Origin of the sequence: Treponema vincentii (assembly GCF_010365865.1) — a bacterium.
Taxonomy (GTDB): Bacteria; Spirochaetota; Spirochaetia; order Treponematales; family Treponemataceae; genus Treponema.
In genome coordinates this window covers 1,808,187-1,819,443 of the sequence record NZ_CP048020.1, presented here as the reverse complement: position 1 = coordinate 1,819,443, position 11,257 = coordinate 1,808,187, and the positions used below count along the sequence as shown (strand labels likewise).

Sequence of the window (11,257 nt, the reverse complement as noted above, 5' to 3'; positions counted from 1 at the left end):
GGAGGAAAAAATTGGAATTAATTCCAAACCGATCATTGAGCAGTTTGTACGTATTTTTGGATTGTGCTTTTTTAGTATCACTCGCATTTTATTTTCTAAAGAGTAAGCGATATATTCCTCTTCTGGTTGGAATACTCGGGGGCTTACTCTATTTTGTAGTAGATTACGGCGGATTTTATTGGTTGCTTGAAACACGAAAAGTGGTTGGTGCAAACCCTTTTTGGTTTTTGCTGTGGCTCAGTATGAGTTATGGGTTTACAAATATGGCGTGGACGTGGCTGTGGTTTGCCGAACCGAAAAATCGTTTGGAGTTTTCGCTTTTGATTATCGTGTGGTGGTTTTCTGCGGCGGTTATCAGTAACGGGGCTGGGGCGGCATTCCCGATAATTACAATTCAGCGTGGAACTGGCGGATATCATTGGATTATGGCGGTGTTTTTATTTGTCGGTTATGCGTGGTTGCTCATGAAAAATTTATCTGCTACGCGCGACGATGAGCGAGTACCTCTTTGGAGCATTATATCAATCGGGCTTTTGGTGCAGTTCGCATGGGAATTTATTTTATTTATAACGGGTATCCGTAATGCGGGGCTTCGTACTTTGGTTGTTAATTCGCTGATGGAAACCAATTTGGGTGCGCCATATATGTATTTGATTTACACAACAGTTTCAAAACGGATGCGGAAATAAATGTGTGTTGCGCTGCGGCAGAGGTAAAAGTAACATTCGCGGGTTCGATAGTACCTACTCGATAGACGATATCAGCTTTATGATGAAGCCCATTGATGTTCTTTGCAAATACAATGCAAAAAGTAAAAGATATGATGCACGTGACAAAGCGCTTTTTGGAGAGGTGCTTTAACTGAGTTATGCTTTTAATAGCAGTCTTACTTTGTTACCGCAGGCGCACTGAAATGGCGCGGCTAAAAATAAACGTTAATGCACCCAGCCGGTCTTCCAATGCCAGAGCGGTTTTGACAGTGTGGAAGAAAAGGTTTGTATGCGGTTAAAGTCGGGGAGCCAATCCAAGTTGCTTACTAATTCCTGATAAAACCCGTCGTCGATGTTTAAATCTTCAAGAAAAGTGCGCAATCTGATGTCCTCGGATTCGTTGAGTAGGCGGTTGGAAAAAGCATCGATACGCCGCGCTTTCGGATTTGCCGTAATGGGCGTGTACTGAGTCATCAGCGAAAGCAGCGCCTTGCTTTTCAGCCTTTGGGCAAACCAACGGAGTACTGCTTGCGAATCCTCTAATTTTCCCGGAAGTGCGAGATGCCGGACAATAACACCCGACAGCATTTTACCGAACGGATACCGCTCATCGGGCGGTGTAAGGTTGAGGGGAGAAAGCCGCGCCATTGTCTTGATTGCAGCACAGGCTTGTTCGGGATAATCCGGGGCGGCAAAAACGCGGCGGGATGTTTCGGTATTAAGCGTTTTGAGATCGGGGAGCCAGCCGTCGACGGTGTCCGCAATCGATTCGAGTGCGGACACCGTTTCGTATGCGGAGGAGTTCCAGACGACGGGAATAGTTAAGCCGTGCTGTTTTGCGGCTCGAAGCCCTGCCCCCAAAGCCGGTATCGCATGGCTGCCCGTAACGATGTTGATGTTTTCCGCGCCTGCGCTCTGAAGTGTGAGGCATATTTCGATAAATTCCCGTTCCGTTACGGCACGTCCCATGCCCTCTTGTGAAATTTGAAAGTTTTGGCAAAAAACGCAGCGGAGGTTACAGCCGGTAAGGAATATTGTTCCCGATCCTCCTGCGCCGCTTACCGGAGGTTCTTCTCCGAAGTGTAATCCTGCCCATGCAATGCGCAGTTCCACCGTTTCTCCACAAAAGCCGCGTTCACCGGCGTTCCTATTTACCCCGCAGCGCTTTGGACAGGCGGTACAGTGCTCATATTCTACGCAGCAAAAATCCCGTATCATAGTGCTATTCCTATTTAATGGTATCTTTAGAAGCTCACTTCGCTTTTAGAAATCGCCGAGGAGCTTATGCCGTTCAACCATAATGCTCATAATGGCGCTTACGGTTTGCATATCGAGTGTTTCCGCTGCCGCCGAGATAATGGTATGTAGTTCTTCCCAGTCTTCATTGGAAAAATCCATATCGCTACCGAAGCTGCCGTCAAAGAGGGAAAAGACGGTATAGAACCAAGTAACGGCCTCTTCTTTTGTATCAGCGGAATGCGTTCTCAACCAATACTCAGCTGAATCTTCCGCTAACGAGAGGAGGCTTTTATCGTAACTGCGGATTGTTTGAATAAAAAATTCACATAATTCTTGCCGGAATGCAGGATCAGGTAATTTTTCCGTTCGTCTCTGTGCATCACTATAAAATTTTTCGAGGATATTCATAAGGCTGTTACTATAAGAAAAAGACTTGTAAAAAGCAAGCAGAATCCTTGTGGATGCACGGATTCCTCTATTGTAGCAGTTGCCGCTCCCAAGCCTCTCTCCTACTTGTAAAACCGCTGTAAAACCCGTATAGTATTAGCCTACGAAAAACTTTTTCGGATGTTAAAACGTCCTGCAAAAGTTTTTATAGGAGTAGAGTATGGATAAATATGTATGTGATTTATGTGGTTATGAGTATGATCCGAGCGCGGGTGATCCTGAGGGTAACATTAAACCGGGTACTCAGTTTGAGGATTTGCCCGATACGTGGGTATGTCCGCTCTGCGGCGTCTCAAAGGACGGATTCAAAAAGGTTTAAACAAGGTAGCACAATATGACAAAAAATGATTTTATCAGCACAATCGGATATGACGGTGCGGCTGCGGTAGTTGATAAAGAACGACGTACTAAAAACGGCGGTAAGACTTTAAAGGAATTGCTGGAAGCAGGTGCTTTTCGCAGCGCAGCGGCTTTTGCCGCCTACGATGATTCTCAAGAGGAGCTACAAACTGTTACGGATTATTATAATAAATTAGCTCATGCAGATTATACCACGGAAAATATTTTGCGGGTATTCGGTATTACCAAAACTAACAGTAAAAAAATAATCCTTCTATAAATGAATGGGGATGTCTCGAAAGTTGGTTACTTTTTCGACATCCCCGCGAGTTTAATATTAAGTCTTTATACAATAATGACTTAATATTAAACATCGCATCTAAATCTAAGGAAACTGTCCAAAAACTGAAGTTTCTGGACAGCCTCTATTATTTTGAATGTGCCTCTAAAATGTTTTACTCAAAGGAGTTGTATAATGCCGTATCCTTTTGGCGATATTGAAAAAAAATGGCAAAAATATTGGAAAGATCATAAGACGTTTAAAGTAACCGAGGATGAAAATTATCCGCCGGAAAAACGGGCGTATGTATTGGATATGTTTCCGTATCCGTCGGGAGCAGGCTTGCACGTCGGACATCCTGAAGGATATACGGCAACTGATATTTACTGTCGGTATCTCCGCATGAACGGATATGCGGTGCTGCATCCGATGGGGTTTGACTCCTTCGGCTTACCGGCGGAAAATTACGCCATTAAGACCGGTACTCACCCGCGTGTTACGACAAAAGAAAACATCGATACCTTCCGGAGGCAAATACAGGCGTTCGGTTTTTCCTACGACTGGGATCGCGAGCTTGCAACTTCGGATGTGGACTATTACCGCTGGACACAGTGGATATTTTTACAGCTGTATAAAAAAGGTTTAGCCTACGAAACGGAAGCACCGATTAACTGGTGCCCGAGCTGTTTGACCGGTCTTGCGAATGAGGAAGTGAAAGAAGGCTGCTGCGAACGGTGCGGCACACAGGTTGTCCGCAAGAATGTCCGGCAGTGGATGCTCAAGATTACTGCGTATGCAGAGCGGCTCCTTGAGGACTTGGAAGAGCTGGATTGGCCGCAATCCGTTAAGATGATGCAGCGGAATTGGATCGGCAAAAGCACCGGAGCGGAAATAGACTTTCACCTTGCCGCTCCGCACGAAAGCGAAAAGATTACCGTATATACTACTCGGCCGGATACTATTTTCGGGGCAACCTATCTCGTGCTTGCTCCGGAACATCCGCTCGTCATGCGCATTGTTAGCGGGGCGCAAAAAGGCGCCGTGCAGCAGTATATTGACGAGACGGCAAAGAAAACCGACCTTGAACGGACTGAACTTGCAAAAAAAAGAAAACCGGCGTCTTTACCGGCGCATACGCGGTAAACCCGCTAACAAAAGAACCTATTCCGATTTGGATCTCCGATTATATTTTGGTTTCTTACGGAACCGGCGCCATTATGGCGGTTCCGGCGCATGATGAGCGCGACTGGGAGTTTGCTCACGTTTTTTCGCTGCCAGTTATTCAAACGGTCGCATCCGAAGCTGAATGGAAGGAAAAGGGAGCGGCGGGCGATTACCGCGCAGTACCGCAAGCATGTACCGCAGCCGACGGTTATGCGGTAAATTCAGGCGAATTTACCGGACTGCCGACGCGGGAAGCAATAGAGCGGGTTACCGACTATGCTGCCGCCAACGGCTTCGGCAAAAAGGCTATCAATTATAAGCTCCGCGACTGGGTATTCAGCAGACAGCGGTACTGGGGAGAGCCTATCCCGTTGGTGCATTGCCCGAAATGCGGCGTGGTTCCGCTGGACGAAAAGGATTTACCGCTCGCCTTGCCTGAAACGGACAGTTACACCCCTTCCGACACGGGAGAAAGCCCTCTTGCTAAGATACCCGAATGGGTGAATACCGTGTGTCCGCACTGCGGAGCTCCCTCCCGCCGCGAAACAAACACCATGCCTCAATGGGCGGGTTCCTGCTGGTACTATCTCCGCTACCTCGATCCTCATAATGCACACAGTTTTTGCGCCAAGGAAAAAGAAGCGTATTGGATGCCTGTTAATCTCTACGTCGGCGGCGCGGAACATGCGGTACTCCATCTCCTTTATGCCCGCTTTTGGCACAAGGTACTGTACGATTTAGGCGTGGTGCATACCAAGGAACCGTTCATGCGGCTCGTGAATCAGGGGATGATCACTTCCTTTGCCTATCAGCGTTCAAACGGGTCGCTCGTGCCGGTCGATGAGGTCGTGCAGACCGGCGATGATGCTTTTGAAGAAAAGAGTACCGGCGAAAAGTTGAAGCGGGTTATCGCAAAGATGTCGAAGAGCCTAAAAAATGTCATCAATCCTGATGAGATGATCGCTCAATACGGCGCCGATTCGTGCCGTATGTATGAGATGTTCATGGGGCCGCTCGATATGTCAAAGCCGTGGAACACGCAAGGGTTGATCGGCATTTTCCGTTTCTTGGAGAAAATATGGGCTCTTTCCGAAAAAGAGCTGATTTCTTGTCCGGTAAACGACATGAGTACGCCGGAACATGTGGAAATTACCAAGCTCCTCAATAAGTCCATTAAAAAGATAACCGAAGATACCGCATCGCTCAACTTCAATACGGCAATCAGCCAGATGATGATTTTCATCAACACGCTCGGAAAATATCAGACCGTACCTCGCTTTGCATGGGAGGCATTTGTCAAGCTGCTCGCGCCCTACGCACCGCACCTCGCCGAAGAGCTGTGGGAGAAGTTAGGGCATACGGAAACAATTGCATATACGCAGTGGCCGATGTTTGTCGAAAAGTTTTGCATCGATTCCGAATGTACGATTGTCGTGCAAATCAACGGAAAGGTGCGCGATAAATTTCAAGCTGCCGTCGATTTGCCGAAAGATGAGCTTGAAGCGCTCGCGTTAAAAACAGATGGCGCACAGCGCTTCCTCGGCGATAAACAGCCTAAAAAGGTTATCACGGTTCCGAATAAGTTGGTAAATATCGTCGTCTAACTTTCTTTTGAAAATATGCATACCGTCTACGGCGTTGCTGAGTGAACAACAGTCCTCGACGTACAATAAGTACGCCTGCGGGTGTTGTTCACTCAGCGCCTTGTATCCGGTACCACTATTTTCAAAAGGCTAACGGAAAGGCTATTCACTTAATCGATTAAGCTGAAACGGTCGGCGATGGTGCCCCGCCATTCTGCGCGCTGGTTTTTATCTTCCCACTCAATGATTCTAACGATAGTGAATTCTTTCATCGTTACCATTGAAGCGTATTTGATAACGGCAAATCTGCCTTGACCGATATACGAAATCGCTTCATTTTCATGTAAGACTTCGTTTTGCTTTAAAAAATTTAATACGCAATCGAAATGCACAGGCTTGCCGTCTGTTTTATCCGCTAATGCGGCGCTTAAATCTTTGATCGGTTTGCCGCACCGTGGGCAGGTAAAAAGTTCGGTAGGATCCTCGTGCTGTGGACTGATATACGGTTTGTTATTCACCGTGGTATTTTCTGTATAACGGTTTTCTTTTCTATGTCCCCGCCTATTATTCATATTATTCTTCATCCTTCATATACATCATTTGTTCGGTCAATATCGATGCTAATCGGTATATTGCCGCTTGAATATATGTTTCGTCATTGAGTTTTGTTTCCATTTCACGAAAATCGGATTCGGTAAAGTATTTGCGGGGAGTATACCGCCCTTTTTTTGGAAACACGCCAACATTCATACATAATCCTCAAAAGCATTCTCTAGATGCAGCGGCTCAGCTGATTCTATTGTCCGTGGATCAAACGGCAATACAAGAACATCAAACCGTATATGCATCTTGTTATATTTTCGATGAGTTAAGAGAAAATATTTAGCGGTTTTACAAATCCTTTCCTGTTTTCTATTTCCAACGATAATATCCAAGTCCGTAAGCGGTGTATGGGGTAATGTTTTTACTTCAAAAAAGACAAGCGTTTCGTCCTTTTCTGCTATGATGTCAATTTCCCCTGTTCTTGTTCGCCAGTTTCGGGCAATGATAGAGTACCCTTGCCGTTCGAGCCATTTTTCTGCGTATGTCTCACCTGCCGGCCCCAGCCGTTCTTCCATCATTTTTTTTGTTGATACTGAAGTGGGTCAATTGCCTTGACAATAAAAGTATTTTTATATTCCTTTAGATCGATAAGTTTGCCCTTATTGTTTGGATAAAGATGGCCGGTTTCATCAATGAGTACCCTAATCAGCGGGCGTAAGGGAGCTTCCGGGTGTGTGCCGACGACACGCACGATGGAGGTATCGTTCATTAATACTATTGAGCCGATGGGATATACACCAATACTTTGAATCATTGCTTTGATGACCTCGTAATCAAAGCGGCGACCTTTATCTGCAAGTAGAGTTTTCATTGCATCATAACCGAGCAGTGCGTTGCGATAAGCCTTTCGTGCAGTCATTGCGACAAAGGCGTCTACTACAGCTATAATACGGGCACCTATTTCGATGGAATCTTTATCAAGTCCATTGGGGTAGCCTTTTCCGTCCCAACGTTCATGGTGCTCGAGAACAAGCATTGCGACACGCTCGGTATACACAAATTCCGATAATACAGCTTTATACCCATAGACGGTGTGCGCAACCACAGTTTGCATTTCAGTATCCGAAAGCGCAGTTTTTTTGTTTAAAATGGCATCAGGAATCCTTAGCATACCGCAATCGTGTAGCAGAGAACCGAGTATTATATCATCAATATAATCTTCGGGCAGATTCATAAAATTTGCGATGGTTTCAGCTAAAATAGCAGTATCGACTAGAGCTTTTGCCATATCTCGTTCAGGAATTTGGGCTGATAGGATAAATGAAATGGCAAGTGGTCTATTGGCTGCGAGCAAATTACGCAGTCTCAGGGCTATTCCATCTATAGGTCGGGGTGATATGGCTTTTCTGTTTTTTACTTCGGTTAAAAAGATGTCCAGTGTTAGGATAATTGCCAAATATTCAGTATAGAGTTCGCTGTGTGTTAAAATATCCGGCAGTTGTAAAATGGTACTTTCTTCCGTTGTCTTCTTTTTAGTATTTTTGTCAGCTGTCTTAGCAGTAGGAGATCCTCCTTCGTCGGGTAGTGTATCTAATTCTTCAACTAGTTCCGTTACTTCTGCACTCTTTTTTATACTTTTCCCTGCTGTCATAACAAAGGGAACTTTCCATTGCTTTAATACCGATAGTTCACGTTCAGAAACAGGATGCCCTTTGCCGAGGACCCTGTTCTTGCCGTCATCAAAGAATAGCGGCTCAGAAAATATCATGCCTTCTTTTAAATCTTCTACCTTAATTCGTCTTAGCACCGGTTATTCCATCCTTTTTTTGAAGAAATGCAAAAATAGCGGCAACTGCTTGATATGTCTCTTCAGGAATACAAGATCCTATTTCGGTATCAACCAACACTTCTGCCAGCAGAGGGTTATTGATGAGGGGAATATGACATTTATCGGCAATTTCTCGTATCTTTCGTGCAATAGCACCGCGCCCCGAGGCGGTAATCATCGGAATATCTTCTCCGAATGTATATGACAATGCAACCGAGCAATCTCGCCCCTTGTCCATACTATTGCTTTTTATCTCCATGGTAATAAAAAGTCACATCTACTCCTAGATTATTCTACACTGATATATCGATTGATGCAAGGGTATGATTCTCTTCCATATTATTATCGGCATAATGTACGGTATAGGAAGTAACTCCTGCAGATTCCAGACAGTCGTGCAGCAAAGTTGCGAGATTTTTCTGCTTCTGTGTTGAAAGTTCTTCTTGTCCTCGATAGGAAAAAAAGCATTGGTTATTCTTGAGCACAAATGTCCATGCTTCTTGTTGTTCTTCACTTCGTACCCGTAGGCAGCATTCAAGACATACGGCGTCTTGCAGATCAAGCAAAAAAGCCGCCGAACCTCTCCAGAGTGTGTTGAGCTGTTTTTCAAACGGAAATACCACCCAGTGGTTTTTGCCTGTTTTTACATGATTGAGAAAGCGGAAGAGGTCGGCATCCTCCGATGAGTCGGTCGGATTTTCATGCTGTTTGCCGGGAAGGGCAAACATGGCTGCAAGGCATTGTTCAATTAGCTGCGGTAAAGGTTCTATACCGCGTGAGTAGAGGAGGGCAGCAGCAAAAGCTGCTTTTTTTTCGTGCGGGGCGAACGCATAGAGTGAAGAAAGGATTTTTAAGAGCGGGCGGGATTGTAACGGCTGTTCATTTTGACGAAAAAAAGCGATCAATGTTGCCGCGAGGTCGGACTGCGGTATGCCGAGCTGGGAGAATACATCACCATGCGGCAACGAATGCGGTATAGATTTCTGATACGGCGTTAACATAACCGTATTGCCGGCAATATGGACGCGCATCAATAAAAAAGGCCCTTCCCTAATATCTTGAGAAAGAGCTTTTGTCTGTGCCTGTAGTACGGAACCTTTAACGGTAATCCGCACCGTATTGTTTTTAAGGATCGACAGCACCCGAACCGTTACCGGTTCATTTTCGGTAAAACCGGCGGCTTTGTCTCCTTGGAAAAGAACGGCCGCGTTAAGTGCCTCATTCCGATGTAATGGAATCAGAAGCGCCGGCCGTTCCGCTGTGGGCTGCATATCCGCTAGTTCTTCTTTTGCAGAAGTGTCTTAATCTTTGCAGCCTTACCGATCTTCTCGCGGATGTAGTAGAGCTTGCCACGGCGAACCTTACCGGCATGCACCACTTCTACCTTTGCGATACGCGGTGAGTGGAGCGGAAATACACGCTCTACGCCGACGCCGTAAGAATTCTTTCTTACCGTGAATGTCCGGCCGATACCGGCATTTTTAAAGCACAGTACCAGTCCTTCATATATCTGAATACGTTCGGTTTTCCCTTCAATAATCTTGAAGTGTACCTTTACGGTGTCGCCTACTTTAAAAGAAGGTTTTTCGACAATCTTTTGGTTTTCTTCAATCTTACGAATTAAATTCTCTGCCATTTGTTATCTCCTGTAAAATAAGTTCCGCTTCTTTTGTCCATTCAGGTGAACTACGAATTGCCGTCAGCAAGTCGGGACGCATGGCAAGCGTCTTTCTAATCCGCTGTTCAAGCCGCCATTTACGAATGTGTTCGTGGTGGCCGGACAGAAGCACTTCAGGAACAGCTCTGTCCCTGAATATCTGCGGCCGTGTGTACTGGGGGTATTCCAACAAACCGTCGGAAAAGCTCTCCTCTTCAAGGGATTCGCGGGAAATAACGCCGTCGATCAAGCGGTACACCGCGTCTATTATTACGAGCGCAGCAAGCTCACCTGAGGACATAACGTAGTCGCCGAGTGAAATTTCGTCGTCAACGTATTCGTCGATGATTCGCTGATCAATTCCTTCGTAGCGGCCGCAGATAAACACGAGTTCTTTTTCTCGTGCAAGCTCGGCTGCACACGCTTGGGTGAAAGGCTTGCCGGAAGGGGTTACATAGATAACTCGTTTTTCGGCTGCCTGCACAGAATCGAGCGCGAGCGAAAGCGGCTGCGGCAATAGGAGCATTCCCGCCCCGCCGCCGTAGGTTAGATCATCACAGGTTCGATGCTTGTCGTAAGCAAAGTCGCGGATATTCACCAGATTGTAGGTAATAAGCCCCCGTTCGACCGCCTTCGCCATGATCGACGATTCGAAAAAGGCGGCGGGGATTTCGGGGAACAAGGTCAGCACATTGAATCTCATTCGAGAATCCAGCGGTGCATAAGCTCAACCTGCTTTACCGGTATGTTTATCTTTCCAATAAATTGGGAACGAAACGGAACATACACGGTTCTGCCTGTTGCAGCCTCGGAGACTTCCAATAACAATCCGCCTCCGCCTTCCACTACATCTGCAATTGTACCCACAGAATTTCCTTTGTACACAAGGACAGAATTACAAAGATCATTGATATAAAACTCGCCGCGTTCGAGCGGGCAAGCCATATCGCGAGGAACCAATATATCCGCTCCGTGTAGCTTTTTTGCCGCCTCAGGCGAATCGATACCTCGTAGTTTTAATAACGCGTCCGCATTGCGGACAACGCACTCTTCAACCTGATAGAATAGTTCGGGATGCTGTGTTCCCGTCCCCTCGGATGGAAACTGCAGTTTTATCTCTTTTAAGTTTAGAAAATGTTCATATTCGCCCGAACAGCTTTCAATTTTAAGGAAGCCTTCAAGACCGAATGTGCCCCGAATCCTACCGGTTATGAGCCAGTCCATTAATCAAGAATTTCCAGCAAATAACGGGTTCCGCTTCGACCGGCTGATGCCATAAGCAGCGTCCGAATTGCCTGAGCAACCCTTCCGAATTTTCCGATTACCTTTCCTACATCACCGCTTGCAACGCGCAATTCCAGCACAATACCGCGGTCGGTCTCTTTTTCCGATACGGAAACGGCACTGGGATCATCAACAAGCGACTTTGCAATGTACTCGACTAAATCACGTTCCATGTTCGATAGC

At 46.1% G+C, this 11,257-nt stretch carries 15 protein-coding genes and 1 pseudogene; 4 read left to right on the top strand and 12 right to left on the bottom strand.

Annotation, left to right across the window (positions count from 1 at the left end; all coding sequences use genetic code 11):
- The first annotated feature begins 11 nt into the window (after positions 1 to 11).
- On the top strand, positions 12 to 689 hold the full coding sequence (locus GWP43_RS08435; protein WP_162663791.1) for a hypothetical protein: 678 nt from the start codon (positions 12 to 14) through the stop codon (positions 687 to 689).
- A gap of 246 nt (positions 690 to 935) precedes the next feature.
- Here GWP43_RS08435 and GWP43_RS08430 read toward each other — a convergent pair whose 3' ends face one another.
- Together GWP43_RS08430 and GWP43_RS08425 are read right to left on the bottom strand one after the other, a co-directional pair.
- Positions 936 to 1,928, bottom strand: coding sequence for a radical SAM protein (locus tag GWP43_RS08430; RefSeq protein WP_162663790.1), 993 nt, complete (start codon positions 1,926 to 1,928; stop codon positions 936 to 938).
- Between the two features lie 45 nt (positions 1,929 to 1,973).
- Positions 1,974 to 2,357: a hypothetical protein gene (locus GWP43_RS08425; protein ID WP_162663789.1), complete on the bottom strand. Its 384-nt coding sequence runs from the start codon at positions 2,355 to 2,357 to the stop codon at positions 1,974 to 1,976.
- 199 nt (positions 2,358 to 2,556) lie between these two features.
- Here GWP43_RS08425 and rd point away from each other — a divergent pair, with 199 nt between their 5' ends.
- The 3 genes and pseudogenes from rd (at position 2,557) to leuS (ending at position 5,783) form a co-directional block, all read left to right on the top strand.
- On the top strand, positions 2,557 to 2,715 hold the full coding sequence (gene rd, locus GWP43_RS08420) for a rubredoxin (RefSeq protein WP_162663788.1): 159 nt from the start codon (positions 2,557 to 2,559) through the stop codon (positions 2,713 to 2,715).
- A gap of 15 nt (positions 2,716 to 2,730) precedes the next feature.
- A complete protein-coding gene (locus GWP43_RS08415; RefSeq protein WP_162663787.1) occupies positions 2,731 to 3,015 on the top strand; it encodes a hypothetical protein in 285 nt (94 codons plus the stop codon).
- 195 nt (positions 3,016 to 3,210) lie between these two features.
- A pseudogene (leuS, locus tag GWP43_RS08410) lies at positions 3,211 to 5,783 on the top strand (leucine--tRNA ligase).
- 149 nt (positions 5,784 to 5,932) lie between these two features.
- On the opposite strand, the gene GWP43_RS08405 reads toward leuS, so the two are convergent.
- From GWP43_RS08405 to GWP43_RS08365, 10 genes are read right to left on the bottom strand one after another with little or no spacing between them, the layout of a single operon-like run.
- Positions 5,933 to 6,334, bottom strand: a complete 402-nt coding sequence (locus GWP43_RS08405; protein WP_162663786.1) for a hypothetical protein — start codon at positions 6,332 to 6,334, stop codon at positions 5,933 to 5,935.
- Between the two features lies 1 nt (position 6,335).
- A complete protein-coding gene (locus GWP43_RS14250; RefSeq protein ID WP_203232396.1) occupies positions 6,336 to 6,512 on the bottom strand; it encodes a hypothetical protein in 177 nt (58 codons plus the stop codon).
- Positions 6,509 to 6,883, bottom strand: a complete 375-nt coding sequence (locus GWP43_RS08400) for a YraN family protein (RefSeq protein ID WP_203232395.1) — start codon at positions 6,881 to 6,883, stop codon at positions 6,509 to 6,511. The genes GWP43_RS14250 and GWP43_RS08400 overlap by 4 nt, the downstream gene beginning before the upstream one ends.
- The gene (locus GWP43_RS08395) at positions 6,880 to 8,112 is read right to left on the bottom strand and encodes an HD-GYP domain-containing protein (protein WP_162663785.1); all 1,233 of its coding nucleotides are present in this window, start codon (positions 8,110 to 8,112) and stop codon (positions 6,880 to 6,882) included. The genes GWP43_RS08400 and GWP43_RS08395 overlap by 4 nt, the downstream gene beginning before the upstream one ends.
- Complete coding sequence (locus GWP43_RS08390) at positions 8,096 to 8,371, bottom strand: EscU/YscU/HrcU family type III secretion system export apparatus switch protein (protein ID WP_162663784.1); 276 nt, start codon at positions 8,369 to 8,371, stop codon at positions 8,096 to 8,098. Before GWP43_RS08390 ends, GWP43_RS08395 begins: the two co-directional genes overlap by 17 nt.
- Before the next feature lie 55 nt (positions 8,372 to 8,426).
- Positions 8,427 to 9,404 carry a hypothetical protein gene (locus tag GWP43_RS08385; protein ID WP_162663783.1) on the bottom strand — a complete coding sequence of 326 codons (978 nt, stop codon included), beginning with the start codon at positions 9,402 to 9,404 and terminating at the stop codon, positions 8,427 to 8,429.
- 5 nt (positions 9,405 to 9,409) lie between these two features.
- On the bottom strand, positions 9,410 to 9,769 hold the full coding sequence (gene rplS / locus GWP43_RS08380) for a 50S ribosomal protein L19 (protein ID WP_162663782.1): 360 nt from the start codon (positions 9,767 to 9,769) through the stop codon (positions 9,410 to 9,412).
- A complete protein-coding gene (gene trmD / locus GWP43_RS08375) occupies positions 9,747 to 10,493 on the bottom strand; it encodes a tRNA (guanosine(37)-N1)-methyltransferase TrmD (protein ID WP_162663781.1) in 747 nt (248 codons plus the stop codon). Before trmD ends, rplS begins: the two co-directional genes overlap by 23 nt.
- On the bottom strand, positions 10,490 to 11,014 hold the full coding sequence (gene rimM, locus GWP43_RS08370; RefSeq protein WP_162663780.1) for a ribosome maturation factor RimM: 525 nt from the start codon (positions 11,012 to 11,014) through the stop codon (positions 10,490 to 10,492). The genes trmD and rimM overlap by 4 nt, the downstream gene beginning before the upstream one ends.
- Complete coding sequence (locus tag GWP43_RS08365) at positions 11,014 to 11,247, bottom strand: KH domain-containing protein (RefSeq protein WP_006188554.1); 234 nt, start codon at positions 11,245 to 11,247, stop codon at positions 11,014 to 11,016. The genes rimM and GWP43_RS08365 overlap by 1 nt, the downstream gene beginning before the upstream one ends.
- Between the last annotated feature and the right edge of the window lie 10 nt (positions 11,248 to 11,257).